This is a genomic window from Uliginosibacterium sp. sgz301328 (assembly GCF_041807905.1).
Taxonomy (GTDB): Bacteria; Pseudomonadota; Gammaproteobacteria; order Burkholderiales; family Rhodocyclaceae; genus JBGVSA01.
The window spans coordinates 12,671-36,771 of record NZ_JBGVSA010000020.1; the positions used below are offsets into that span (position 1 = coordinate 12,671).

Sequence of the window (24,101 nt, forward strand, 5' to 3'; positions counted from 1 at the left end):
AATTTTCATTGGTCTGAATCTCATGCAGATGGATTTCAAACGTCTACTCCTGTCAGTCGTGTTCGCGTTCTCGCTGTTCATGCTGTGGGAGAATTGGATGCGCTACACCAACCCGCCCAAGCCGGCGGTTCCGGTGGCGACGCAGGGCGTCAATCAAGGCGCTGGTGTGCCCACGCCGATGGCTTCGCCGAATGCGGCGGGCACGCCCGCAGCAGCGGCGGTCGCGGCGACGAGCAGCAGCGACTACAGTGCGTATCCGAAAGTGGTGGTGAAGACCGATACGGTCGTTGCCGAAGTGTCCGCGCTGGGCGGCGACATCTATCGCCTGGAACTTGAAAAGCATCGCGCGACGGGCGACCACACGAACAATTTCGTGCTGCTCGAGAACAAGGGTACACATACCTACCTGGCTCAGAGCGGTCTGCTCGGACCAGGATTGCCGACTCACAAGACGGTCTACGCGATCGAGCCGGGTGATTTCACGCTGGAAGAGGGCGAAGACAAGGTGGTGGTTCGCCTGAAGGCGCCGGTAGACGCCAATGGCGTGGCAGTCACCAAGGTGCTGACCTTCCATCGCGGTAGCTATCTGGTGGACGTCTCCTACGAGGTGATGAACCCCAGCGGCGAGCCGATCGATGCGACGGCGTACTTCCAACTCGTACGCGATGGCGCGCCGGCTGAGCATTCGGCCGGCTTGTTCGGTGGTGTGAGCACCTTCACCGGTCCGGCGTTCTTCACTCAGGACGGTAAGTTCCAGAAGGTGAAGTTCGCCGACATCGACAAGAAAGACGCGAAGTTCGTGAAATCGGCGAAGGACGGCTGGGTGGCGATGATCCAGCACTATTTCGTCAGCGCCTTCCTGCCGCAGGAGGGCGTTCAGCGCGATTTCTTCGTCGACAGCTTCAATGGTCTGTACTCGGCGGGCGTGAAGGTGCCCCTGACCGTGGAACCGGGCAAGACCGCTTCGGTCAATGTGCCGCTGTATGCGGGTCCACAAGAGCAGAACAATCTCAAGAAGATCGCCCCGGGGCTGGATGTCGTTGTCGACTACGGCTGGGTGACGATCATTGCCGCGCCGCTGTTCTGGCTGCTGTCGTTCATCCACAGCATCCTGGGCAATTGGGGGTGGTCGATCATCCTGGTGACCATCATCATCAAGGCAGTGTTCTTCCCGCTGTCGGCGGCGAGCTATCGTTCCATGGCCCGCATGAAGACGCTCATGCCGCGCATGAAGCAGATCCAGGAGCGCTACGCCAACGACAAGATGCGCATGAACCAGGAGATGATGAATCTCTACAAGACGGAAAAGGTCAATCCGATGGGAGGCTGCTTGCCCATCGTGATTCAGATTCCGGTGTTCATCGCGCTGTACTGGGTACTGCTGGGCGTTGTCGAAATGCGCCAGGCACCGTGGATTCTGTGGATTACCGATCTGTCGGCGCGTGACCCGTACTTCATCCTGCCGCTGATCATGGGCGCAACGATGTTCATTCAGCAACGCCTGAACCCGACGCCGCCGGATCCGATCCAGGCAAAGGTGATGATGGCGATGCCGATCGTCTTCACGTTCATGTTCCTGTGGTTCCCGGCGGGTCTCGTGCTGTACTGGTGCGTCAACAACTCGCTGTCGATCCTGCAGCAGTGGTACATCACGCGGTCGATCGAACGTGGCAAGCAAGCCGCAAACAGTTGATACCATCGCCGCCATCGCCACACCGCCCGGTCGTGGCGGTGTAGGCGTGATCCGGGTCTCCGGCAACCGCCTGGAGACCCTGGTCGAAGCCCTCATCGGGCGTCGGGTCAGGCCTCGCCAGGCGAGCCTGGCCCGTTTTCTTGATGCGGCAGGTGAAGCCATCGATGAAGGCCTGCTCCTGTATTTTTCCGCACCCCATTCCTATACGGGCGAAGATATCGTCGAGCTGCAGGGTCATGGCGGCCCAGTGGTCATGCAGATGCTTCTCGCGCGTTGTGTGGAACTCGGCGCGCGCCTGGCCGAGCCGGGCGAATTCACTCGGCGCGCTTTCCTGAATGACAAGCTGGATCTTGCGCAGGCAGAGGGCGTCATTGATCTGATCGACGCGGGTACTCAGGCAGCGGCCCGTTCGGCGTTGCGCTCATTGTCGGGTCGATTCTCCGAAGAGATCCATGCGTGGCGCGATCGCCTTGTCGACCTGCGCATGCTGGTCGAAGCCACGCTCGACTTCCCCGAAGAAGAGATCGACTTCCTCAAGAGTGCCCGTGCGCTGGAGCGCCTGGCCGTGTTGCGAGATGAACTGGATGCGGTGCTGGTGCGAGCGAAGCAGGGGAGTCTGCTGCGCGAGGGTATGCACGTCGTGCTGGCGGGTGAGCCCAACGTGGGCAAATCCAGTTTGCTGAACTGTCTGGCGGGCGACGATCGAGCGATCGTGACCGACGTGGCGGGCACGACCCGCGACGTGCTGCGTGAGCGAATCCAAATTGGCGGCATTCCGCTGCATGTCGTCGACACTGCTGGGCTGCGCGAGACCGAAGACACGGTGGAGCGCATCGGCATCGAGCGCACCTGGCGCGAAATCGAACGCGCAGACGTCATCGTACGGATGGTGGATGCAAGCGAGAGTGAGCGGGTTAACGATCCGATCGACGACCGATTGCCAAAGGACGTGCCCGTTGTCTGGGTCTACAACAAGGTAGACTTGGCCGGGCAGGCACCAGGGCGATTCGAGCTGGAAAACGGTGAGACCGCCATCCGCCTATCAGCACGGACGGGGGAAGCCGTCGATGTGCTGAAAGACGAGCTATTGCGCATCGTGGGCTGGGCGGATCAGGGCGAGAACGTCATTCTCGCGCGCGAACGTCATCTCGTGGCGCTGCGCGAAGCCCGTGAGCACGTCGAATTCGCTTCCCAACGGCTCAACGAACTCGAGTTGATGGCCGAGGAGCTTCGCCTTGCTCAGGAAGCCGTGAATCGAATTACCGGCGAGTTCGGCGCAGATGATTTGCTGGGCGTGATCTTCAGCCGTTTCTGCATCGGGAAGTAACGCTCAGGGGAACCTGCCGTACTCAATTTTCTTGGCTTTTTGCCGATCCAATATACTATACCCCAGTATAGTAAACGGAGCCGACGGCATGCCAAGTACCCCCGAAGAGAAGAAGCGCGTTCTGACGCGCGTGCGGCGCATGAGTGGCCAGTGTGCGGCGCTCGAACGTGCGCTCGAGGACGGAGCAGACTGTGCTGCCGTGCTGCAGCAGATCGCTGCCATCCGTGGTGCGGTGAACGGACTGATGAGCGAGGTGCTCGAAGGGCATTTGCGCGAACAGTTCGGCGACGGCGGGATCTCGGATCAGGAGCGGGAAGCGCGCGTCAGCGAAATGACCCTGCTTGTTCGTTCCTACCTCAAATAGCGCCAGTGCAATTTCCCCAATTTCCAGTCCCGCAGGAGAGAGAACATGAAATCACGCGCAGCCGTTGCCTTCGAGGCAGGCAAGCCCCTGGAGATCGTCGAACTGGATGTCGAGCCGCCACGGGCGGGCGAAGTCCTTGTGCGTATCACACACACCGGCGTGTGCCACACCGACGCATTCACGTTGTCGGGGGACGACCCGGAAGGCGTTTTCCCCGCCGTGCTCGGCCATGAGGGCGGCGGCATCGTAGTGGAGGTCGGTGACGGCGTGACCAGCGTTCAGCCGGGAGACCACGTGATTCCGCTCTACACGGCGGAGTGCCGCAAATGCAAATTCTGCCTGTCGGGCAAGACCAATCTCTGCCAGGCCGTGCGAGCTACGCAGGGCAAGGGACTGATGCCGGATGGAGCTACGCGGTTTTCGTACAACGGCAAGCCCATCTATCACTACATGGGCACGAGTACGTTCAGCGAGTACACGGTCGTCGCCGAAATTTCGCTTGCGAAGATCAACCCGGCGGCCGCGCTCGACAAGGTGTGCTTGCTCGGTTGCGGCGTGACGACGGGCATCGGGGCGGTACATAACACCGCCAAGGTGAAGGCCGGAGATACCGTGGCCGTGTTCGGGCTCGGTGGCATCGGGTTGGCGGTGATCCAGGGAGCAGTGCAAGCCAGGGCCGGGCGGATCATTGCGGTTGACGTGAATCCGTCCAAGTTCGAGCTGGCACGTGCAATGGGAGCCACCGAATGTGTGAATCCGAAAGATCACGACAAGCCCATCCAGGAAGTGATTGTCGCGATGACGGACGGTGGCGTGGATTTCAGTTTTGAATGCATCGGCAATGTCGACGTGATGCGCGCGGCGCTGGAGTGCTGTCACAAAGGGTGGGGTGAGAGCGTGATCATCGGCGTGGCGGGCGCGGGGCAAGAGATCCGCACTCGTCCGTTCCAACTCGTGACAGGGCGGGTGTGGCGTGGCTCCGCTTTCGGTGGTGTGAAGGGCCGTACGCAGTTGCCCGGGATGGTTGAACAGGCGATGCGAGGTGAGATCGATCTCGATCCGTTCATTACGCACACGCTTCCACTGGAGCGCATCAATGAAGCGTTCGATCTGATGCACAAGGGCGAGTCCATCCGCACTGTGATCCACTTTTGATCAGGAGCGGCAGATGAGGCGTGTTGAACGTCGGGCGTGCTTTGGCGGTTGGCAGGATGTGTATGAGCACGATTCGCAGACACTAGGGTGTTCCATGCGATTTGGGGTCTACCTGCCATCGCAGGCGGCCAAGCGCCGGTTGCCTGTGTTGTATTGGCTATCCGGCTTGACGTGTACAGAGCAGAACTTCATCACGAAAGCCGGCGCGCAACGCTACGCCGCTGAACAAGGTGTGATCCTGGTGGCGCCCGACACCAGTCCGCGTGGAGCGGATGTGCCCGATGATCCTGGATACGACCTGGGGCAGGGAGCCGGGTTCTATGTGAATGCGACCCAGGCGCCATGGGCACATCACTACCGCATGCATGAGTATATTGTTCACGAACTGCCGGCCCTGATCGAAGCGGAGTTGCCAGCAACGACGGTACGGGGAATCTGCGGACATTCGATGGGCGGACACGGCGCATTGGTTGCGGCGCTGCGCAATCCGAGCCGCTATCGGAGCGTGTCGGCGTTCGCCCCAATCGTGGCGCCGTCGGCGGTGCCGTGGGGAGAGAAGGCCCTCGGTGCTTACCTGGGCTCCGATCGTACACTGTGGGCTGACTGGGACGCGTGCGCTCTCATTGAGCGAGCTGCCGTAGTGCGGTTGCCGATCCTGGTTGATCAAGGCAGTGCAGATGAATTTCTGGAAACCCAATTGCAGCCACAGCGATTGGTCGACGCTGCGCGAAAGGTCGGCCATCCGTTGGTGTTCAGCATGCGCGAGGGCTATGACCATAGCTATTACTTCATTGCGTCGTTCATCGGGGAACACATTGAGTGGCACGCCCGGGCGTTCGAAAGGGCGTGAGCCATGGGTGGCCCCAATCGGATACAGTTAGCGGTGTGGTGCTGGCAATTGCCCTCTGAACGCTGACAGCCAAGGAGTCACGGAATGCCTGAATACGAGGACTACGAAGGTACGGCAGGAAAGATCGAGCTCGAGATCGAGCGCAAGCTGATGATTTTGGGGATGGATTGGCGTGACGAAGGGCAGATGCGAGATCTTGCTCGGCGCGCTCTGGAGTTCAATGCTGCGAAGGGTTTTCCAAAGGTGATGCCGGGAGATGGGCAGACACTTGCGAAGATCGAGTTGTTCGGGCTCGTGGGTCTGATGTTGAGAAATATGGAAGAGGGGGCGGACGCCGGCCGTGAGGTACATGGCCGTGACGCATGGAAGGCGGTGGCCCGAGCGCTTTGGAGCGAAAAGGAAGCGCAAGGCAAGTAGCAATGGCGGGTGCGCGTGGCACCTGTTTCACGTGGAACAATTCTGTGGAATTCTTGATTCTTGGGGCCGGCGCCTTTCTCGCCGGCCTCGTCGACGCCGTGGTCGGCGGCGGGGGGCTTATTCAATTGCCGCTCATGTTGGCGGTCCTTCCCCAAGTCCCTATTCCCATCATCTTCGGCACCAACAAGGTGTCGAGCATTGCCGGTACGGGTAGCGCCGCGTGGGCGTACAGCCGAAAGATCAGGCTGGACAAGAGGATTGCGCTACCCGCCGCGATTGCGGCCTTGGTCGGAGCGGCGACCGGTGCAAGCGTGGTGAGCTTCTTATCCAGCGAGGTACTCAAGCCGCTGGTGCTGGTGATGCTCGTTCTGGTCGGTGGCTATACGTTCTTGAAGCGAGATTTCGGGCGGGAGAAGCGTACGCCGGTCGTGATGAGGCACGTTGGATTGATTGCGGCCGGGGTTGGTCTTTCGATTGGCTTTTACGACGGATTCTTCGGTCCGGGCACGGGCAGCTTCTTGATCTTCGCGTTCGTCCGTCTTTTCGGTATGGACATGCTTCACGCCTCGGCAACCTCCAAGGTCGTGAACTTTGCGACCAATCTCTCGGCGATTGTCTACTTCTCGCTCCATGCGGGTGTGCTGTGGAAAGCCGGCTTGTTCATGGCGGTTGCGAACGTTGCAGGAGCGCAGGTCGGCACGAGACTGGCTTTGCGACACGGCAATGGGTTCGTGCGCTGGCTGCTGCTGGCAGTGGTGTCAGTACTTATCGTCAAACTTGGGCTTGATGTAGCCCGAGGGTGAATTTAGTCACCCAAAACGAAAGGGGAGTGTTCCACGTGGAACACTCCCCTTCTCTCTGTGGCGCTGGGTGTCAGCTCTTAATGATGCCCTTCGGCCGCAAAAATCTGTGCGACCGCGTTCACCACGGATGCGATACGACCCACATCCTTCAACTCGACGGTACCGAGCCCAACCTTTCGCAGGACGTCAGCGTGCGCCGCGATACAGAACTTGCACTTGCCGACGATGCTTGCTGACAGTGCCCACAGTTCAAACCGACGCTGATCGACGCCGCCGTGAGTGGAGTAGGCATTCATGCGCAGGCCCGCTTGCTGGGTCTTGAGATCGGCGTCGGCCGCCATATCGAGGTACGAGTACCAGGCGTTGGTCATGCCCATGATCGAGGCCGCTGTCTGCGCCGCCTGGACCTCTTCAGGAGCCAACAAGCCCGACTCACGGAAGATCTTCACTAGCGTCGTGTTCTTGGCCGCAAAGGCAGCGGCCAGCGCCGCACCTACGGCTTCGTTCGCCGGCAGCGAAGAGCGAGCGATAACGCCGTCAATGCTGAGACGAACGTCCTTCGCGTAATCGGGGATGAGTTCCTTGATGGCGTTGAGTGCTTCCATGTGTCGTGCTCCAAAATCTACTCAGGAATCCAGCACCCGATCAGAGTGCCGGTTCCTTGTTTCTTGTCGTCAGAAAAGCTGGGGCAGGGGGTGCGCCGTGGTAATTACAGCGTGTCGCCGCCAACTGCGCGGTTGCACGGGCATAGTTCGCCGGTTTGCAGCGCGTCGAGAACACGCAGCGCTTCGGAGGCGTTGCGGCCGACATCCAGCGTATTCACGGTCACGTGCTGAATGACGTTTTCCGGATCGACGATGAAGGTGGCACGCAGCGCTACGCCGGCTGCCTTGTCGCGAATGCCCAGTTGGTCGACCAACGAACCCGTCACGTCAGCAAAGCTCCAGTGACCCAACTTGGACAGGTCCTTGTGATCACGACGCCAGGCCAGCTTCACGAATTCGTTGTCGGTCGAACCACCCATCAGCACCGCGTCACGATCGGCGATATCGTTGGCCATCTTGTCGTACTCGACGATTTCTGTCGGGCAGACGAAGGTGAAATCCTTCGGGTAAAAGTAAATGACCTTCCACTTGCCCGGGAACGACTTCTCGGTGATGTTCTCGAAAGCGGACTGGCCGTTCTCTTCCGGCAGGTTGAAACCGGGCTTCACACCCACAACGTTGAAGGATTCAAGCTTGTCGCCAATGGTCTTCATCTCTCAGAGCTCCTGTGTTGAATTTCGGTCTTCGCCTGCATTGTTGCCAGGCACAGGTGCATTCTGCCGATAGATGACTAATCAATCTAATTGATTGCCGGAATGTATTCGATAGGTAAACGCAATTGAACGTGCCGATCGAAGCATGACGCGGGAAACGTCAAACGGAGACAACCATGACAACGGAGAGCGCTACCCCACTCGAGCCGATGGCCGTCGTCGTGATGGGGGTTGCCGGATGCGGAAAGTCGACAGTTGGGGAAGCCTGTGCGCGGCGGTTAGGCTGGCACTTGATAGAAGGGGATGAACATCATTCTTCCAGCGCCGTGGAGAAAATGCGCCACGGCATTCCTCTCACCGACGAAGACCGGGCAGGCTGGTTGGCTCGTCTGGGCAGTCTGTTGAGGCAGGAAGCGGCCCTTCATGAGGGCGCCGTATTGACGTGCTCAGCGCTCAAACGGCAGTACCGCGATGCGCTTCGCGCCGCCGTTCCGGAGCTTCGCTTCGTTTTCCTGGACATCGACCAGCAGACTGCGCAAGCGCGCGTTGCCGCGCGCCCCGAACATCTATTCCCCGCCAGTCTCGTCACCAGCCAGTTCGCCACACTCGAGTCGCCGATCGGGGAGCCAAACGTATTGCGAGTATCGGCCACCGATCCACTGGACGAGGTGGTCGCCACTGTTGTTGCATGGATGACTTCCTCCGATCGAAGCCCCAAGTGAAGGCCACAGTGGTGTGCCGCGATTTCCGATTGAATTCGAATGACGGATGAAAAGCAGCCCTTTCTGCACCGAACGACGGCCCCAAGGGCCTGAAAAGGTGTGAACTTATCTCGCAAGCCCATGTTTCGACTAGGATTTTTGTCTCTGTCGACGTATCATTACTGCCCCTCCCCGCACCACCCGGATCGTTTCCCCATGAAAGTCGCCAGTGTTTTTCCCGATCGTTTCGACGTCATCGTCGTCGGCGGCGGCCATGCCGGGACCGAAGCAGCCCTGGCGGCGGCGCGCGCAGGCGTCAAAACGCTCCTGCTCACCCATAACATCGAAACACTCGGCCAGATGAGCTGCAATCCGTCCATCGGCGGGATCGGCAAGGGACATCTGGTGAAGGAAGTCGATGCACTGGGCGGCGCCATGGCAGAGGCCACGGATGAAGGCGGCATTCAGTTTCGTACGCTCAATGCCAGCAAGGGGCCGGCGGTGCGCGCCACGCGCGCCCAGGCTGACCGCGTGTTGTACAAGGCGGCCGTCCGCCGTCGTCTCGAAAATCAGCCCAACCTCACGCTGTTCCAGCAGGCCGTCGACGACATCGTGCTCGAGGGCGACCGCGCCGTCGGCGTGGTCACGCAGATCGGTCTGCGCTTTGATGCGTCCGCCGTGGTGCTGACGGCGGGCACCTTCCTCAATGGGTTGGTGCACGTGGGTTTGCAGAATTACTCCGCCGGCCGGGCAGGGGATCCGCCTGCCATCTCGCTGTCGCATCGCTTGCGCGAAATGGCATTGCCGGTCGGCCGGCTGAAAACGGGGACACCGCCGCGCATCGACGGCAAGAGCATCGATTTCTCGGTGATGGAAGAGCAACCGGGCGACAACCCGGAACCGGTGTTCTCCTTCCTCGGTTCGCGCGCGCAGCATCCGCGCCAACTGCCGTGCTGGATTACGCGAACCAACGCTGCGACCCACGACATCATCCGCGCCAACCTGGACCGTTCGCCGATGTATTCGGGTGTCATCGAAGGGGTGGGGCCGCGCTATTGCCCTTCGATCGAAGACAAGATCCATCGTTTCGCGGACAAGGACAGCCACAACGTCTTCCTCGAACCAGAAGGCCTGGAGACGCACGAGTTCTATCCCAATGGCATTTCCACGTCGCTGCCCTTCGATGTGCAATTGCAGATCGTGCGCAGCATCCGCGGCATGGAAAACGCGCACATCCTGCGTCCAGGCTACGCGATCGAATACGACTACTTCGATCCGCGCAACCTCAAGAGCAGCCTCGAAACAAAGTCGATCCGGGGCCTGTTCTTCGCCGGGCAGATCAACGGCACCACCGGCTACGAAGAAGCTGCCGCGCAAGGTTTGCTGGCCGGCATCAATGCCGCGTTGCTCGTGCAAGGCAAAGACGCCTGGTGCCCACGCCGCGAAGAGGCGTACCTCGGCGTGCTGGTGGACGATCTCATCACACGCGGTGTCTCTGAACCGTATCGCATGTTCACCTCGCGCGCCGAATATCGCCTGAGCCTGCGCGAAGACAACGCCGACCTGCGCTTGACCGAAATCGGCCGCCAGCTTGGCCTGGTCAACGATGCGCGCTGGGATGCGTTCAGCCGCAAGCGCGAGGCCATCGAACGCGAGGCCGAACGCCTGAAGCAACTGTGGGCGCGCCCCGCGGCCCTCGGCGTGGAGGAGCAGGAGGCCATCTTCGGCAAGACGCTCGAACGCGAGTACAACTACTTCAATCTGCTGCGCCGCCCTGGTGTGAGCTATGAACAACTCATGAGCCTGACTGGCGCGCCGACCGATCCGCTGACGGACCCGCAGTCCATCGAGCAGGTTGAAATCCAGGCCAAGTACCAGGGTTACATCGATCGCCAGCAGGACGAAGTCGCACGCACCGCGCAGCAGGAAAATACGCGCCTGCCTGCCGATCTCGACTACGGCACTGTGCGTGGCCTGTCGCGCGAGGTGCAGCAGAAACTCACCCAACACCGGCCCGAAACCATCGGCCAGGCCTCGCGCATCCAGGGGATCACGCCGGCGGCGGTTTCGCTGCTGCTCATCTATCTGAAGAAGAACGAGCTGGCTGCACGTTCGACCTCGACCACGGGTGAGCACGCCGCATGAGCGCTGCGCACCGACTCGATGAGCGCATCGCCGCGCTCGGCCTCGACCTGTCGCGCGAAACCTGCGACAAGCTGCTTGCCTACGTGGCACTGATCCTCAAATGGAACAAGGTCTACAACCTGACTGCCATCCGCGATGAGGCGCAGGCCATCGACCTGCACATCGCCGATTCGCTCACGCTGTTGCCGCACGTCGATGTGGCACGGCTGGCGGACATCGGTGCCGGCGCCGGACTGCCGGGCCTGGTGTTGGCGATCTGCCGGCCGCAATTGCAGGTCGAGCTGGTCGATACCGTCGACAAAAAATGCGTGTTCATGCGCCAGGCCGCGGGCCAGCTCGGGCTTGCCAACGTGAAGGTGCATCACACGCGCGTCGAGAAGTGGCAGCCCGAGGCGCCTTTCGATGCCATTACTTCGCGCGCTTTTGCCGAACTGGCCGACTTCATTGCGTGGACCGAACATCTGCTCGCACCGCAGGGCAAATGGCTGGCCATGAAAGGCGTGTATCCTTCCGACGAAATCTCGCGCTTGCCGGGGGGCGTGCGCGTGGCCGAGAGCATCCCGCTGACCGTACCGGGCGTGGATGTGGAGCGGCACCTCATCGTCATTCGCAGGGACTGACATGGCTCGCATTTTCGCAGTCGCCAACCAGAAGGGTGGCGTAGGCAAGACGACCACCACCGTTAACCTTTCCGCAGCGTTGGCCGCTCATGGGCAGCGCGTCCTGCTGGTCGACCTCGATCCGCAAGGCAACGCCACCATGGGCTCGGGCGTCGACAAGCGCGCAGCACCGGCAACGGTGTATCACATGCTGGTCGGCCTCAATACGCTGCAGGAAGTCCGCCAGCGTTCCGAGTCGGGCGGCTACGATGTGTTGCCCTCCAATCGCGATCTGGCCGGCGCCGAAGTCGAAATGGTCGAGCTGGAAAACCGCGAGCGACGGCTCAAGGATGCGCTCGCGGCGGTCGACGACGAATATGACTTTGTCCTTATCGACTGCCCTCCGAGTCTGTCGATGCTCACGCTCAACGGCCTGTGCGGCGCGCATGGCGTGATCATCCCCATGCAATGCGAGTACTACGCGCTTGAAGGTCTCTCCGATCTGGTCAACACCATCAAGCAGGTGCACGCCAAGCTCAACCGCGATCTGAAGATCATCGGGCTGTTGCGCGTCATGTTCGATCCGCGCAGCACGCTGTCGCAGCAGGTTTCGGCGCAGCTCGAATCGCATTTCGGCGACAAGGTGTTCCGTGCCATCATTCCGCGCAACGTGCGTCTGGCCGAAGCGCCCAGCCACGGCATGCCCGGCGTGGTGTTCGACAAGGCCGCCAAGGGCTCGCAGGCTTATCTCGCCTTTGCCGAAGAAATGATCGGCCGCGTGGCCACGCTATAGCGCCGCGCTGCACAACCGGATCCCGCTCATGAGCACACCCAAGAAAAAAGGCCTCGGTCGCGGCCTCGAAGCCCTGTTGGGCGGCGACACCTTGCCGGCTGACGGTGGCAACCTGTCGACCCTGCCGGTCGACGCGCTGCAGCCAGGCAAGTATCAGCCTCGCACACGCATGGATGCTGGCAGTCTCGAGGAGCTGGCCGCATCGATCCGGGCGCAAGGTCTGATGCAACCGATCATCGTGCGGCCGGTCGGTGGCGGGCGCCACGAGATCATTGCCGGCGAGCGCCGCTGGCGCGCGTCGCAACTGGCCGAACTGGCCGAGGTGCCGGTCATCATCCGCGAGATTCCGGATGAAGCCGCGCTGGCGATGTCGCTGATCGAGAACATCCAGCGCGAAGACCTCAACCCGCTTGAAGAGGCCACTGGCATCCAGCGCCTCATCGACGAATTCGGCATGACGCACCAGCAGGCTGCCGACGCCGTGGGGCGCTCGCGGCCGGCGACGTCGAACCTGCTGCGCTTGCTGCAATTGCCCGAGCCGGTGCGTGAACTGCTCATGGCCGGCGATATCGAAATGGGTCATGCGCGCGCGCTGCTGGCACTGGCGGGTGCGGATCAGATCCTGGTGGCCAACCAGATCGTCGCCAAACGGCTTTCCGTGCGCGAAGCTGAAAAACTGGTCAACAGCCTGCTCAAGCCGAAGGACGAAAAATCCTTCAAGCGCCATGAAGCCAGCCGCGACGTTCTGCGCCTGGAGGAAGAACTCGCCGATCGCCTTGGCGCGACGGTCAAGATCAAGGCCAACAAAAAGGGGGCGGGTTCGGTGACCATCGAGTTCGGCAATCTCGACCAACTCGACGGCCTGCTCGAACGCATCCGCTGACTGACGCCATGGCGATGCCGCCGCTCCAGCGCCTGACGCACGGATTGCCTGCGCCGGGCACGGACGAAGACATCCTGCCGCTGTACGCTTCACAGGGCGTGCTCATCGAACGCATCGTCTCTCACCGCCACGCCAGCCCGCCCGGTTTCTGGTACGACCAGCCCCACGATGAATGGGTGACGCTCGTCCAGGGCCGTGCCGAACTGCAATTCGAAGAAGGATCCCAGCAGCTTGTGGCGGGCGATTCAGTGTTGATTCCTGCACATTGCAGGCATCGCGTGGCATCCACCGGGACTGACACGGTGTGGCTCGCCGTTCATCTGCCGGTCGTTGCGGACTGACGCCGCGCCAATCGCCATCGCCGCCACGCAGTAATATGGCCACTCCGTTTTGCCGGAGAAGCTGCCATGAAACGCCTGAATATCCTCCCATTGTTGTTCGTGCCAACCGTCGCATTGGCGGGCCTGCTGGATGCGATATCCAGCACCGACGCCACGGCCGGCTTGCGCGATACCTTGCTGCAAGGCGCATCCACCGCCGTCAGTACGCTCGGCGCGAAGGACGGCTTCCTTGCCAATCCGTCGGTGAAGATCCCGCTGCCCAGTGCTCTGAAGCGTGCCGAGCCCATGCTGCGCGCAATGGGCAAGGGGCCTGAGCTCGACGAACTTTCCGTGGCGATCAATCGCGCTGCCGAAAGTGCGGTGGCAGAAGCCAAGCCGTTGCTCACGGACGCCGTCAAGCAGATGACGGTGCAGGATGCCAAAGGCATTCTCACAGGCGGTGACGATTCAGTCACCCAGTACTTTCGCGGCAAGACTATGCAGCCATTGACGCAGAAATTTCTGCCCGTCGTCTCCAAGGCGACCGCGCGTGTAGGGCTGGCTGCCAAATACAACCAGCTCGCAGGGCAGGGCGCAGCGCTCGGACTGATCAAGCAGGAGGATGCGAGCGTCGAACAGTACGTGACCCGCAGCGCGCTGGACGCGCTCTACAAGAGCATCGCCGAGCAGGAACGCGCCATTCGTGCCAATCCTGCCCAGGCCGCCACGAATGCCGCGCGCAAGGTATTCGACGCTATGCGCTGAGCGCGATTGCTTTTGTAGGGAACGGTCCTGACTTTGGTCTGTCACAACACCGTCGAGTGAAGATGGCCGTTTGCATGCATCGCGCTCGACGTTTCATGTGGTCTAGGACAAAGGAGGACAACACATGCTAAGAAAAACCACCCGATTCATGGCACTCGTTGCTGCGGGACTGGCTTTTTCCGCTACTGCACTGGCTGCCGATGTACTGATCGAGGCGGAGAACTTCAATGCCCAGGGAGGCGGCAATGTCGCCAAGGTGACGGACCGTCCGGCTACGTCCGGTGGCGCGGCACTCATGAACTTCGACAACGAAGGGCACTGGCTGGAATGGAAGATCGACGTACCGGAAGATGGCAATTACGCCGTCACGCTGCGCTACGCCGGTGGTCGCAAGTGGAACGTATTCCGCGAAGTGCAGATCGACGGCAAAGTGCCGAACAGCGCGTTCGCCAAGGTGACGCTGCCGACTACGGGCGGCTTCGGGCGTGCGGAAGGTGAGTGGAAGGACATGGTCGTCGTCGGTTCCGACGGCAAGGCCGCGATGGTGGCGCTCACCAAGGGCACGCACGTGCTGCGCATCACCAATCTCGGCGGCGAAGGTGGCGCCAGCGGCTCGGCCAACCTCGACCTGATCAAGCTCAGTACGTTGTAGTGACGTACCCCTGCATTGGATCAGGTGACAGAAACGGGTGGTTCTCTTTTGAGACCACCCGTTTTTTCGATCCCTCGCCGTGTGACGAAGCGCGTCGTTGGCGGGCTGTATGACGTGGCTGCGGGCATCAGCGCCAGTCGCCGCGCAGTTCGCTCACCGCCGTCTGCAGCGCGGGCGGTGTGGCATCCTCCGGCGCGATGGGCGAGCCGACCACCAACTCGATGCGATTGAACAGGCCGCGACGGAAAGGCTTGCTCATCGCCGGGCCTCCTTTGCGTGAGAAGAAACTGTCCCACAGGCCGCGCAATGCCATCGGCACGACCGGGACCGGGCTGCGCGCGAGGATGCGCGACACGCCGCCCTTGAATGCCGTGATCTCACCGGAATCTGTGATGCGGCCTTCCGGAAATATCCCCACAACGTCACCGTCGGCCAGCGCGGCCGCGATTTCGTCATAGGCTTCCTTCAGCACCTCGCGGCTTTCCCGCGCAGGAGCAATCGGAATCGCACGGTTCTGCCGGAACACGAAGTTGAGAATCGGCAGGCGGAAGATGGCATGGTCCATGACAAAGCGCACGGGCCGGCGGCTTGCCGCGATGATGACGAGCGCATCGACGAAACTCACGTGGTTGCACACGATGAGCGCGGGCCCTTCGTGTGGAATCTGGTCGATTCCCTTCACGCGTACCCGATACATCACCCGGATCAGGAACCACACCACCAGCCGCATGAGGAATTCCGGCATCAGCATGTAGATGTAGAGCGCCACCGCGGCGTTGAGGACCGCCGCCAGCAGGAACAACTCTGTGATCGACAGGCCCAATTGCAGGCCGACGCCGGCCAGGAGGGCGGAGACCACCATGAAGCCTGCATTGATAACGTTGTTGGCGGCGACGATACGACTGCGCTCAGCGGGAGCCGAACGCTCCTGGATCATGGCGTAGAGCGGCACGGTGAAAAAGCCTCCGGATACGCCGAGCATCACCAGCGCGAAGATGATGTGCCAGCTTTCGGGCCGCGCCAGGAACGCGCTGAGCGTGATCGCCTGGGAGGCGGCAGCCGGGCTTGCCCACCATAGATCGATACCGAACAGCGTCAGGCCAATCGACCCCAGCGGGACGAGGCCGAGTTCGACGCGACGCCCCGAGAGGCGTTCGCACAGGAACGAACCTGCCGCAATGCCCACGATGAACGTACCCAGCAGCGCAGTGGCCATCAATTCATCGCCACCCAGCACGTCCTTCACGTACGGGGGGAATTGAGAGAGGAACAACGCGCCGAAGAACCAGAACCACGAAATGCCGAGCAGGGACAGGAACACCGTACGATTGCCACGCGCCAGGGCGATATTGCGAATGCTCTCGGACAGCGGATTCAGATTGACGCGCAGCTCGGGCGCCGCCGCGGGAGCGGCCGGAATTCTGCGGCTGGCGAGATAACCCACCACCGCTACGGCGATGCACGTGAGGCCGGCCAACAATGGGCCGCGATGTTCGATCGACATCAGCACGCCCGCGGCCACGGACCCCGCCAGGATTGCCACGAATGTGCCTGCCTCGATCCACGCGTTGCCGGCCACCAGTTCCTCGGGACGCAGGTGTTGCGGCAGTATCGAATATTTCAGCGGGCCGAACATCGTCGAGTGCACGCCCATCAGGAACAAGGCGCCAAGCAGCAACTCGACGTGCTGCGCGACGAATCCCGCGGTCACCAATACGGCGATGCCGATCTCGACCGCTTTGATGATTCTGATGAGAAAAGTCTTCTCATATTTGTCCGCCAACTGCCCCGCCGTGCCCGAGAACAGAAAGAAGGGCAACACGAACAAACCTGCCGCGAGCTGTACCATGACCGCCGGTGCCAGCCCCAATACGACGCTGCCATGGAATGTGATCAACAATACCAACGCATTCTTGAAAACGTTGTCGTTGAACGCTCCCATGAATTGTGTGACGAATAGCGGGCCGAAGCGGCGCTGGCTCAATAGACTCTTGGAGTCGTGCTTGTATACATTCATGCGTGATTATTTGTCTTAAACCAATATTGCGCCGCGGAATAGTTCTAAGCTGGACCGTTCGCAATGGTACAGGACACAAATGACGTCAGATTTTTCTAACGTATGATGTACGCACAGCCGATTTTCTGGCGACCTCCCAAATCACTCTGATACGCGATTCGGATACATGCTCCAAAGCAGGGCATTGTTCCCTGGGAGACCTGTCTGAACGTCGTTGTAGGTCGTGCGTAAGAAGTTTCGCGTCAATGTAACAATCATTGACGGGGCTCAGCTAAACCCCTAATATTCTGCGGTTTTTCGGACGGCATTCCGCCGCTTATCGTCGCTGCGCATGTACAAGGTTGTCCTGCTTCAGTTTGGGGCGGCTCTGGTGAGCGTCGCACTAGGCGCAATGTTCTTCGGCACGCGCGGCGCGATTTCAGCCCTTGTTGGCGGCTGTGCTTGCCTGATTCCGAGTCTGCTGTTTGCCTGGAGGCTATCGCGCACGGCGCGTACCCCGGGCGCCTCGCATGTCACCGCGTTTTTCGTGGGTGAGGCAATAAAGATCGCTTCGGCGATAGGAATACTTGCTGCAGCGCACGTCCTGTATCCCGGAGTGCACTGGGGTGCGGTGGTGATTGGTCTCGTGGTCACCCTGCAAGCGAATTTTTTTGGCTTATTGGTGAAATCCTGATATGGCAACCGGAACCGAGGCAGCGGCGGGTCACGCACCCACCGCCAGCGAATACATCGTTCACCACCTGACTTTCTGGAACACTTCCGGGCATCCCCAGAAGGCGATCGTCGACTTTGGCCTGCTCAATATCGACACGCTGTTCTACTCCATCCTCCTCGGCATCATCACCGTGTTCTGCTTGTGGCTGGCCGCGCGCCGCGCCACTTCGGGCGTTCCGGGTCGCTTCCAGGCCGCCGTCGAAATCCTCGTCGAAATGGTCGCCGATCAGGCCAAGGGCCTCATCCACAGCGCCGAGTCGCGCAAGTTCGTCGCACCGCTGGCACTGACCGTGTTCGTATGGATTTTCCTGATGAACGCCATGGACTTCCTGCCGCTCGACCTGCTGCCGCGTGCATGGCAGACGATCGTGGCCAGCGGCGGCGGTGACCCCGAGCACGCCTTCATGCGTGTCGTGCCGACCGCGGACCTGAACGCCACCTTTGGCCTGTCCGTCGGCGTGCTGCTGGTATGCCTGTTCTATAACGTCAAGATCAAGGGCGCCGGGGGCTGGGTGCACGAGCTGCTGTCCGCACCGTTCGGCGCCAAGTGGTACCTGGCTCCGTTCAACCTGCTCCTGAACATCATCGAATTCCTCGCCAAGACCGTCTCGCACGGCATGCGGCTGTGGGGCAACATGTTCGCCGGTGAACTGCTGTTCATGCTGATCGCGCTGATGGGCGCCGCCTTCACAGGCTGGCAGTTCGGCAGCATCGCGTTGTGGATCGGCCAGGTGCTGGCCGGCTCCGCATGGGCGATCTTCCACATCCTGATCGTCGCGCTGCAGGCATTCATCTTCATGATGCTGACCCTCGTGTACGTCGGACAAGCACACGAAGGCCATTGATCGGCCGTCAAAACAGATAAGCGTCCTCAACAGATTTTTTGCGTTTCACTCATTTAACTTTTACCAACTAGGAGTTGTCATGGAAAACGTTCTCGGCCTCGTCGCTCTGGCTTGCGGTCTGATCATCGGTCTGGGTGCAATCGGCGCTTGTATCGGTATTGCCCTGATGGGTGGCAAGTACCTGGAAGCTTCGGCACGTCAGCCCGAACTGATGAACGCCCTGCAGACCAAGATGTTCCTGCTGGCCGGTCTGATCGACGCCGCGTTCCTGATCGGTGTCGGTATCGCCATGCTCTTCGCCTTCGCCAACCCGTTCGTGATCGCAGGTTGATTCGGCCTCCCTCCAACTTGAAACGGGAGTAAAGCCGTGAATCTGAACGCAACGCTGTTTGCACAGCTGGTCGTTTTCCTCGTGCTCGTGTGGTTCACGATGAAGTTCGTGTGGCCGCCGATCACCAAGGCACTCGACGAGCGTGCCAAGAAAATCGCAGACGGGCTTGCGGCGGCAGATAAGGCAAAGACTGATCTGGCGAACGCCGAGAAGAAGGTCGTTGAAGAAATGCGTGTTGCACGCGAATCGCTCGGCGTCATGCGCGCCGGTGCCGAAAAGCAGGCCGCGCAGGTTCTCGAGGAAGCGCGTGCCGAAGCGGCCCGCATCGTTACCGCAGCTCGCCAGGCCGCCGAGGCCGAAGCAGGTGCTGCTGCGCAACGTGCCCGCGAAGAGCTGCGTGACCAGGTCGCTCAGCTGGCCGTGTCCGGCGCCGAGCGCATCCTGCGCCGCGAGATCAACGCCCAGGTCCATGCCGAACTGTTGGCCAACCTGAAACAGGAACTGAAATAAGCCATGGCTGAAAACGTCACCCTTGCACGTCCGTACGCCGAAGCCGCTTTCGCGCTCGCGCGCGACACCGGTTCGCTGGACGCGTGGGCTGCGGCGCTCGATCGCCTGGCCCTGGTGGCGCAAGATGCCAATGCACGTGACTGCATCGCCAACCCAGAGCTGACGTTCCAGCAAGTGACCCAGCTCATCGTTGGCTCTGCCGGTATCAATCTGTCGCCCGAGCAGCAGAATTTCGTGACGGTGCTGGTCGAAAATGACCGCGCCCAACTGCTGCCCGAGATCTGCGACCTGTTCCGTTCGCTCAAGAATCGCCAGGAAGGCGTCAAGGATGCCACCGTGTATTCCGCCTTTCCCATCGACGACGGCGCACTCTCGCGCTTGGTCGGCGACCTGGAAGGCCGTTTCGGCAAGCTGAGTGTCAAGGTCCAGATCGACCCCGACCTGATTGGCGGCGTCCGCGTTGCCATCGGCGATGAAGTCATTGATGCCTCCGTGCGCGGCAAGCTCGCTGCCATGGCCGCTGCCCTACAGAATTAGGAGCAATCCTCATGCAATTGAACCCCTCTGAAATCAGCGATCTCATCAAGAGTCGCATTCAGAACCTGCAACTGGCGGCCACGGCGCGCAATGAAGGTACGGTGGTGTCGGTGACCGACGGCATCGTGCGCATTCACGGCCTGACCGACGTCATGCAGGGCGAAATGCTGGAATTCGCCGGCAACACGTTCGGCCTGGCGCTGAACCTCGAGCGCGACTCCGTCGGCGCCGTGGTGCTGGGTGAATACGAACACATTTCCGAAGGCGACGTCGTCAAGTGCACGGGCCGCATTCTGGAAGTGCCGGTCGGCCCCGAACTGATTGGCCGCGTGGTCAACGCGCTGGGCCAGCCGATCGACGGCAAGGGCCCGATCAACGCCAAGGCGACCGACAAGATCGAAAAGGTCGCTCCGGGCGTGATCTGGCGTAAGTCGGTTTCGCAGCCGGTGCAGACCGGTCTGAAGTCGATCGACTCCATGGTCCCGGTTGGCCGTGGTCAGCGCGAGCTGATCATCGGTGACCGCCAGACTGGTAAGACGGCTGTTGCGGTTGATGCCATCATCAACCAAAAGGGCCAGAACATGATCTGTATCTACGTGGCGATCGGCCAGAAGGCTTCGACCATCGCCAACGTAGTGCGCAAGCTCGAAGAGCATGGCGCAATGGCTTACACCATCGTCGTGGCGGCTTCCGCATCCGAAGCGGCCGCGATGCAGTTCATCGCACCGTATGCCGGTTGCACGATGGGCGAGTATTTCCGCGATCGCGGCCAAGACGCACTGGCCATTTATGACGACTTGACCAAGCAAGCCTGGGCCTATCGTCAGATCTCGCTGCTGCTGCGTCGTCCGCCGGGTCGCGAAGCCTATCCGGGCGACGTGTTCTACCTGCACTCCCGTCTGCTCGAGCGCGCTGCGCGTGTGAATGAAGAGTACGTCGAGCGCTTCACCAACGGTGAAGTGAAGGGCAAGACCGGTTCGCTGACGGCGCTGCCCGTCATCGAAACGCAAGCTGGTGACGTGTCCGCTTTCGTGCCGACCAACGTGATCTCGATCACCGACGGCCAGATCTTCCTGGAATCCGACCTGTTCAACGCTGGTATCCGTCCTGCCATCAACGCCGGTATCTCGGTGTCGCGCGTGGGCGGTGCTGCCCAGACCAAGGTCATCAAGAAGCTCGGCGGCGGTGTGCGTCTGGCACTGGCCCAGTATCGCGAACTGGCTGCGTTCTCGCAGTTCGCCTCCGACCTCGACGAAGCGACCCGCAAGCAACTCGAACGCGGCCGCATGGTGACCGAGCTGATGAAGCAGGCGCAGTACTCGCCGCTGTCGGTGGCCAACATGGCGATCACGCTGTATGCCGCAGGCAAGGGCTACTTCGACGATATCGAAGTCAAGCGCGCACTGGCTTTCGAAGCCGGCCTGCAGCAGTTCGTCCAGGCCAAGTACGCCGCCCTGATCGAGAAGATCGAGTCTTCCAAGGACCTCGACGCGGACAGCGAAAAGCAGCTCGTCGCCGCTATCGAAGAGTTCAAGAAGACCTGGCACTGAGCGGGGGGCTGACACATGGCTAGCGGAAAAGAAATCCGTACCAAGATCAAGAGTGTCCAGAACACCCGCAAGATCACCAAGGCCATGGAAATGGTGGCCGCGTCCAAAATGCGCAAGGCGCAGGACCGGATGCGTGCCGCCCGTCCCTATGCTGAAAAGATCCGCCGCCTGGCAGCGAACCTGTCGCAAGCGAGCATCAGCGATTACAAGCATCCGTTCCTGGTTCACCGCGACAAGTTCGAGAACATCGGGCTGATCCTGGTGACCACCGACAAGGGCTTGTGTGGTGGCCTGAACACCAACGTGCTGCGTATGGCGACCAATGCCATGCGCGACTGGCAGGCGGGTGGCGTGCAACGCATCCCGGTGACCGCCATCGGCAACAAGGGCCTGGGCTTCATGCAACGCATGGGCGCGCGCATCGTGTCGCAGGTGACGCAGCTCGGCGACACACCGCACCTCGAAAAGCTGATTGGGCCGGTCAAGACCATGATCGACGCCTACCGCGAAGGCAAGGTGGACGCGGTCTACATCGCCTACACGCGCTTCATCAACACGATGAAGCAGGAGCCGGTGGTCGAGCAGTTGCTGCCGTTGTCAGGTGATCGCATCGGCGCGCCCGAAGGCGACTGGGATTACCTCTATGAGCCGGAGCCGCAACAGGTCATCGACGATCTGCTGCTGCGCTACCTCGAGGCGATCGTGTACCAGGCGCTGGTCGAGAACATGGCGTCCGAGCAGAGCGCGCGCATGGTCGCGATGAAGTCGGCGTCCGATAACGCCGGCAACGTCATCAAGGAATTGCAGCTGGTCTACAACAAGACCCGCCAGGCCGCGATTACCAAGGAAATTTCGGAAATCGTCGGCGGCGCCGCCGCGGTGTGAGTATTTGCGCGCAGCCGGCTGGTCCGGCTGTCGCCACTAGGCTTTCTATATTTGGGGATATGACTATGAGTCAAGGATCCGTTGTTCAATGCATCGGCGCCGTGGTGGACATCCAGTTTCCGCGCGACGCCATGCCCAAGGTTTACGAAGCGCTGCACCTGGACGCTTCGGAAGAAAACGCGCTGGTCGAGAAGGGTCTGACCTTCGAAGTTCAGCAGCAGCTTGGTGACGGCATCGTCCGTACCATCGCCATGGGCTCCTCCGACGGCGTGCGTCGCGGCATGAAGGTCAATGCCTCGGGTGCTGCCATCTCCGTGCCGGTCGGCCATGGCACGCTGGGCCGCATCATGGACGTTCTCGGTCGCCCGATCGACGAAGTCGGTCCGATCGAATGCGAAGAAAAACGTGGCATTCACCAGGAAGCCCCGAAGTTCGACGAACTGTCGCCTTCTGTGGAACTGCTCGAAACCGGCATCAAGGTTATCGACCTGATCTGCCCGTTCGCAAAGGGTGGCAAGGTGGGTCTGTTCGGCGGCGCTGGCGTGGGCAAGACCGTGAACATGCTTGAGCTGATCAATAACATCGCCAAGCAGCACTCGGGTCTGTCAGTGTTCGCCGGCGTGGGTGAGCGTACTCGCGAAGGCAACGACTTCTACCACGAAATGGCAGAAGCCGGCGTCATCAAGCTGGACAACCTGGGCGAGTCGAAGGTGGCCATGGTGTTCGGTCAGATGAACGAGCCCCCGGGCAACCGTCTGCGCGTGGCACTGACCGGCCTGACAATGGCCGAGAAGTTCCGCGATGAAGGCCGCGACATCCTGTTCTTCGTGGATAACATCTACCGCTACACCCTGGCCGGTACCGAAGTGTCCGCACTGCTGGGCCGTATGCCTTCGGCCGTGGGCTATCAGCCGACGCTGGCTGAAGAAATGGGCAAGCTGCAGGAGCGCATCACCTCGACCAAGGTCGGTTCGATCACCTCGATCCAGGCCGTGTATGTTCCCGCGGATGACTTGACCGACCCGTCTCCGGCCACGACCTTCCTGCACCTGGACTCCACCGTCGTGCTGTCGCGTGACATCGCCGCGCTGGGTATCTACCCGGCCGTGGATCCGCTCGACTCCACCAGCCGCCAGCTCGATCCGCTGGTCGTGGGTGAAGAGCACTACAACGTCGCCCGCTCGGTGCAGGCCACGCTGCAGCGCTACAAGGAACTGCGTGACATCATCGCGATTCTGGGCATGGACGAACTGTCGCCGGAAGACAAGCTGGCCGTGGCGCGGGCTCGCAAGATCCAGCGCTTCCTGTCGCAGCCCTTCCACGTGGCCGAAGTGTTCACCGGTTCGCCGGGCAAGTACGTGACGCTCAAGGACACCATCGCCGGCTTCAAGGCGATCGTCGCGGGCGATTACGACCATCTGCCGGAACAGGCGTTCTACATGGTTGGCGGCATCGAAGAAGCCGTCGAAAAGGCCAAGACGCTGCAGTGATGACGGTACGCGCCTCGCACGGTTAGCCGGGGCGGGGCGCGGACACGGAGGGAACACACATGGCAATGACCGTACATGTAGACGTCGTCAGCGCGGAAGAGCAGGTCTTCTCCGGGCTGGCCGAAATCGTCTCCTTGCCGGGCGAAGCGGGCGACCTGGGCATCCTGCCCGGCCACACGCCGCTGCTCACGCGCATCAAACCGGGCGCGGTCCGCATCAAGCTGCCGCATCAGGAAGCCGAGGAAGTGATCTTCGTCGCCGGGGGCCTGCTCGAAGTGCAGCCGAACCTGGTGACCGTGCTGGCCGACACCGCGATCCGCGGTACCGACCTGGACGAAGCCAAGGCGCTGGAACACAAGCGTCGCGCCGAAGAAGCATTGGCGGCCAAGAGCGAGCAGATCGACTACGCCAAGGCGCAAGCCGAACTGAGCGAAGCGGTGGGCCAACTGGCAACCATCGAACGCCTCAAGAAGCGCGGGCACTGAGTACGCGCCGGC

General features: G+C 61.2%; 27 protein-coding genes. 24 read left to right on the forward strand and 3 right to left on the reverse strand.

All coding sequences use genetic code 11. The features are described from left to right. Positions 1–28: 28 nt before the first annotated feature. The 7 genes from yidC (at position 29) to ACDA63_RS14910 (ending at position 6,609) form a co-directional block, all read left to right on the forward strand. On the forward strand, positions 29–1,693 hold the full coding sequence (yidC, locus tag ACDA63_RS14880) for a membrane protein insertase YidC (RefSeq protein ID WP_373664057.1): 1,665 nt from the start codon (positions 29–31) through the stop codon (positions 1,691–1,693). Further along, positions 1,668–3,020, forward strand: a complete 1,353-nt coding sequence (gene mnmE, locus ACDA63_RS14885; RefSeq protein WP_373664058.1) for a tRNA uridine-5-carboxymethylaminomethyl(34) synthesis GTPase MnmE — start codon at positions 1,668–1,670, stop codon at positions 3,018–3,020. The genes yidC and mnmE overlap by 26 nt, the downstream gene beginning before the upstream one ends. A gap of 88 nt (positions 3,021–3,108) precedes the next feature. Then, positions 3,109–3,384, forward strand: coding sequence for a formaldehyde-responsive transcriptional repressor FrmR (gene frmR, locus ACDA63_RS14890; protein ID WP_373664059.1), 276 nt, complete (start codon positions 3,109–3,111; stop codon positions 3,382–3,384). A gap of 45 nt (positions 3,385–3,429) precedes the next feature. Further along, positions 3,430–4,539 (forward strand): S-(hydroxymethyl)glutathione dehydrogenase/class III alcohol dehydrogenase, encoded by a 1,110-nt coding sequence (locus ACDA63_RS14895; RefSeq protein ID WP_373664060.1) that lies wholly within the window; start codon positions 3,430–3,432, stop codon positions 4,537–4,539. A 13-nt stretch (positions 4,540–4,552) separates the two neighbouring features. Continuing rightward, positions 4,553–5,389: an S-formylglutathione hydrolase gene (fghA, locus tag ACDA63_RS14900; RefSeq protein ID WP_373664061.1), complete on the forward strand. Its 837-nt coding sequence runs from the start codon at positions 4,553–4,555 to the stop codon at positions 5,387–5,389. Positions 5,390–5,473: 84 nt separating this feature from the next. Then, entirely contained in the window at positions 5,474–5,806 is a 333-nt protein-coding gene (locus ACDA63_RS14905; protein WP_373664062.1) for a hypothetical protein, read from the forward strand. Between the two features lie 44 nt (positions 5,807–5,850). Further along, positions 5,851–6,609: a sulfite exporter TauE/SafE family protein gene (locus ACDA63_RS14910; protein ID WP_373664063.1), complete on the forward strand. Its 759-nt coding sequence runs from the start codon at positions 5,851–5,853 to the stop codon at positions 6,607–6,609. A 77-nt stretch (positions 6,610–6,686) separates the two neighbouring features. On the opposite strand, the gene ACDA63_RS14915 is transcribed toward ACDA63_RS14910, so the two are convergent. Beyond that, positions 6,687–7,214 carry a carboxymuconolactone decarboxylase family protein gene (locus ACDA63_RS14915; protein ID WP_373664064.1) on the reverse strand — a complete coding sequence of 176 codons (528 nt, stop codon included), beginning with the start codon at positions 7,212–7,214 and terminating at the stop codon, positions 6,687–6,689. A 104-nt stretch (positions 7,215–7,318) separates the two neighbouring features. Continuing rightward, positions 7,319–7,867, reverse strand: coding sequence for a peroxiredoxin (locus ACDA63_RS14920; protein ID WP_373664065.1), 549 nt, complete (start codon positions 7,865–7,867; stop codon positions 7,319–7,321). 176 nt (positions 7,868–8,043) lie between these two features. On the opposite strand from ACDA63_RS14920, the gene ACDA63_RS14925 reads away from it, so the two are divergent. From ACDA63_RS14925 to ACDA63_RS14960, 8 genes are all read left to right on the forward strand, one after another. Continuing rightward, positions 8,044–8,589: a gluconokinase gene (locus tag ACDA63_RS14925; protein ID WP_373664066.1), complete on the forward strand. Its 546-nt coding sequence runs from the start codon at positions 8,044–8,046 to the stop codon at positions 8,587–8,589. A 195-nt stretch (positions 8,590–8,784) separates the two neighbouring features. Beyond that, positions 8,785–10,713: a tRNA uridine-5-carboxymethylaminomethyl(34) synthesis enzyme MnmG gene (mnmG, locus tag ACDA63_RS14930; protein ID WP_373664067.1), complete on the forward strand. Its 1,929-nt coding sequence runs from the start codon at positions 8,785–8,787 to the stop codon at positions 10,711–10,713. Beyond that, on the forward strand, positions 10,710–11,333 hold the full coding sequence (rsmG, locus tag ACDA63_RS14935) for a 16S rRNA (guanine(527)-N(7))-methyltransferase RsmG (protein ID WP_373664068.1): 624 nt from the start codon (positions 10,710–10,712) through the stop codon (positions 11,331–11,333). The genes mnmG and rsmG overlap by 4 nt, the downstream gene beginning before the upstream one ends. 1 nt (position 11,334) lies before the next feature. Then, positions 11,335–12,105 carry a ParA family protein gene (locus ACDA63_RS14940; RefSeq protein WP_373664069.1) on the forward strand — a complete coding sequence of 257 codons (771 nt, stop codon included), beginning with the start codon at positions 11,335–11,337 and terminating at the stop codon, positions 12,103–12,105. 28 nt (positions 12,106–12,133) lie between these two features. Then, a complete protein-coding gene (locus ACDA63_RS14945) occupies positions 12,134–12,988 on the forward strand; it encodes a ParB/RepB/Spo0J family partition protein (protein WP_373664070.1) in 855 nt (284 codons plus the stop codon). Positions 12,989–12,996: 8 nt separating this feature from the next. Further along, positions 12,997–13,329 (forward strand): cupin domain-containing protein, encoded by a 333-nt coding sequence (locus ACDA63_RS14950; RefSeq protein ID WP_373664071.1) that lies wholly within the window; start codon positions 12,997–12,999, stop codon positions 13,327–13,329. Positions 13,330–13,395: 66 nt separating this feature from the next. Next, a complete protein-coding gene (locus ACDA63_RS14955; RefSeq protein WP_373664072.1) occupies positions 13,396–14,073 on the forward strand; it encodes a DUF4197 domain-containing protein in 678 nt (225 codons plus the stop codon). Positions 14,074–14,197: 124 nt separating this feature from the next. Beyond that, the gene (locus tag ACDA63_RS14960; protein WP_373664073.1) at positions 14,198–14,725 is read left to right on the forward strand and encodes a carbohydrate-binding protein; all 528 of its coding nucleotides are present in this window, start codon (positions 14,198–14,200) and stop codon (positions 14,723–14,725) included. A gap of 127 nt (positions 14,726–14,852) precedes the next feature. Here ACDA63_RS14960 and ACDA63_RS14965 read toward each other — a convergent pair whose 3' ends face one another. Then, positions 14,853–16,742, reverse strand: coding sequence for an MFS transporter (locus ACDA63_RS14965; RefSeq protein ID WP_373664074.1), 1,890 nt, complete (start codon positions 16,740–16,742; stop codon positions 14,853–14,855). A gap of 331 nt (positions 16,743–17,073) precedes the next feature. Here ACDA63_RS14965 and ACDA63_RS14970 point away from each other — a divergent pair, with 331 nt between their 5' ends. The 9 genes from ACDA63_RS14970 to ACDA63_RS15010 all read left to right on the forward strand — a co-directional run bounded on the left by ACDA63_RS14970 (position 17,074) and on the right by ACDA63_RS15010 (position 24,089). Beyond that, positions 17,074–17,415, forward strand: a complete 342-nt coding sequence (locus ACDA63_RS14970; protein WP_373664075.1) for an ATP synthase subunit I — start codon at positions 17,074–17,076, stop codon at positions 17,413–17,415. Between the two features lies 1 nt (position 17,416). Next, the gene (gene atpB, locus ACDA63_RS14975) at positions 17,417–18,301 is read left to right on the forward strand and encodes a F0F1 ATP synthase subunit A (protein WP_373664076.1); all 885 of its coding nucleotides are present in this window, start codon (positions 17,417–17,419) and stop codon (positions 18,299–18,301) included. 79 nt (positions 18,302–18,380) lie between these two features. Further along, the gene (gene atpE / locus ACDA63_RS14980) at positions 18,381–18,632 is read left to right on the forward strand and encodes a F0F1 ATP synthase subunit C (protein ID WP_373664077.1); all 252 of its coding nucleotides are present in this window, start codon (positions 18,381–18,383) and stop codon (positions 18,630–18,632) included. Between the two features lie 36 nt (positions 18,633–18,668). Next, the gene (locus ACDA63_RS14985) at positions 18,669–19,142 is read left to right on the forward strand and encodes a F0F1 ATP synthase subunit B (protein WP_373664078.1); all 474 of its coding nucleotides are present in this window, start codon (positions 18,669–18,671) and stop codon (positions 19,140–19,142) included. A gap of 3 nt (positions 19,143–19,145) precedes the next feature. Then, positions 19,146–19,679: a F0F1 ATP synthase subunit delta gene (locus ACDA63_RS14990; RefSeq protein WP_373664079.1), complete on the forward strand. Its 534-nt coding sequence runs from the start codon at positions 19,146–19,148 to the stop codon at positions 19,677–19,679. Positions 19,680–19,690: 11 nt separating this feature from the next. Then, on the forward strand, positions 19,691–21,229 hold the full coding sequence (gene atpA / locus ACDA63_RS14995; RefSeq protein ID WP_373664080.1) for a F0F1 ATP synthase subunit alpha: 1,539 nt from the start codon (positions 19,691–19,693) through the stop codon (positions 21,227–21,229). A 15-nt stretch (positions 21,230–21,244) separates the two neighbouring features. Further along, entirely contained in the window at positions 21,245–22,114 is an 870-nt protein-coding gene (gene atpG / locus ACDA63_RS15000) for a F0F1 ATP synthase subunit gamma (protein WP_373664081.1), read from the forward strand. A gap of 65 nt (positions 22,115–22,179) precedes the next feature. Then, positions 22,180–23,604 (forward strand): F0F1 ATP synthase subunit beta, encoded by a 1,425-nt coding sequence (gene atpD / locus ACDA63_RS15005; RefSeq protein ID WP_373664082.1) that lies wholly within the window; start codon positions 22,180–22,182, stop codon positions 23,602–23,604. 59 nt (positions 23,605–23,663) lie between these two features. After that, a complete protein-coding gene (locus ACDA63_RS15010; RefSeq protein ID WP_373664083.1) occupies positions 23,664–24,089 on the forward strand; it encodes a F0F1 ATP synthase subunit epsilon in 426 nt (141 codons plus the stop codon). Positions 24,090–24,101: the final 12 nt, after the last annotated feature.

Bases quoted from the DNA above. Each gene is read 5' to 3' on its own strand.
- yidC (WP_373664057.1), top strand. From the start codon at position 29: ATGGATTTCAAACGTCTACTCCTGTCAGTCGTGTTCGCGTTCTCGCTG.
- frmR (WP_373664059.1), top strand. From the start codon at position 3,109: ATGCCAAGTACCCCCGAAGAGAAGAAGCGCGTTCTGACGCGCGTGCGG.
- ACDA63_RS14895 (WP_373664060.1), top strand. From the start codon at position 3,430: ATGAAATCACGCGCAGCCGTTGCCTTCGAGGCAGGCAAGCCCCTGGAG.
- fghA (WP_373664061.1), top strand. From the start codon at position 4,553: ATGAGGCGTGTTGAACGTCGGGCGTGCTTTGGCGGTTGGCAGGATGTG.
- ACDA63_RS14905 (WP_373664062.1), top strand. From the start codon at position 5,474: ATGCCTGAATACGAGGACTACGAAGGTACGGCAGGAAAGATCGAGCTC.
- ACDA63_RS14915 (WP_373664064.1), bottom strand. From the start codon at position 7,214: ATGGAAGCACTCAACGCCATCAAGGAACTCATCCCCGATTACGCGAAG.
- ACDA63_RS14920 (WP_373664065.1), bottom strand. From the start codon at position 7,867: ATGAAGACCATTGGCGACAAGCTTGAATCCTTCAACGTTGTGGGTGTG.
- ACDA63_RS14925 (WP_373664066.1), top strand. From the start codon at position 8,044: ATGACAACGGAGAGCGCTACCCCACTCGAGCCGATGGCCGTCGTCGTG.
- mnmG (WP_373664067.1), top strand. From the start codon at position 8,785: ATGAAAGTCGCCAGTGTTTTTCCCGATCGTTTCGACGTCATCGTCGTC.
- rsmG (WP_373664068.1), top strand. From the start codon at position 10,710: ATGAGCGCTGCGCACCGACTCGATGAGCGCATCGCCGCGCTCGGCCTC.
- ACDA63_RS14940 (WP_373664069.1), top strand. From the start codon at position 11,335: ATGGCTCGCATTTTCGCAGTCGCCAACCAGAAGGGTGGCGTAGGCAAG.
- ACDA63_RS14945 (WP_373664070.1), top strand. From the start codon at position 12,134: ATGAGCACACCCAAGAAAAAAGGCCTCGGTCGCGGCCTCGAAGCCCTG.
- ACDA63_RS14950 (WP_373664071.1), top strand. From the start codon at position 12,997: ATGGCGATGCCGCCGCTCCAGCGCCTGACGCACGGATTGCCTGCGCCG.
- ACDA63_RS14955 (WP_373664072.1), top strand. From the start codon at position 13,396: ATGAAACGCCTGAATATCCTCCCATTGTTGTTCGTGCCAACCGTCGCA.
- ACDA63_RS14960 (WP_373664073.1), top strand. From the start codon at position 14,198: ATGCTAAGAAAAACCACCCGATTCATGGCACTCGTTGCTGCGGGACTG.
- ACDA63_RS14965 (WP_373664074.1), bottom strand. From the start codon at position 16,742: ATGAATGTATACAAGCACGACTCCAAGAGTCTATTGAGCCAGCGCCGC.
- ACDA63_RS14970 (WP_373664075.1), top strand. From the start codon at position 17,074: ATGTACAAGGTTGTCCTGCTTCAGTTTGGGGCGGCTCTGGTGAGCGTC.
- atpB (WP_373664076.1), top strand. From the start codon at position 17,417: ATGGCAACCGGAACCGAGGCAGCGGCGGGTCACGCACCCACCGCCAGC.
- atpE (WP_373664077.1), top strand. From the start codon at position 18,381: ATGGAAAACGTTCTCGGCCTCGTCGCTCTGGCTTGCGGTCTGATCATC.
- ACDA63_RS14990 (WP_373664079.1), top strand. From the start codon at position 19,146: ATGGCTGAAAACGTCACCCTTGCACGTCCGTACGCCGAAGCCGCTTTC.
- atpA (WP_373664080.1), top strand. From the start codon at position 19,691: ATGCAATTGAACCCCTCTGAAATCAGCGATCTCATCAAGAGTCGCATT.
- atpG (WP_373664081.1), top strand. From the start codon at position 21,245: ATGGCTAGCGGAAAAGAAATCCGTACCAAGATCAAGAGTGTCCAGAAC.
- atpD (WP_373664082.1), top strand. From the start codon at position 22,180: ATGAGTCAAGGATCCGTTGTTCAATGCATCGGCGCCGTGGTGGACATC.
- ACDA63_RS15010 (WP_373664083.1), top strand. From the start codon at position 23,664: ATGGCAATGACCGTACATGTAGACGTCGTCAGCGCGGAAGAGCAGGTC.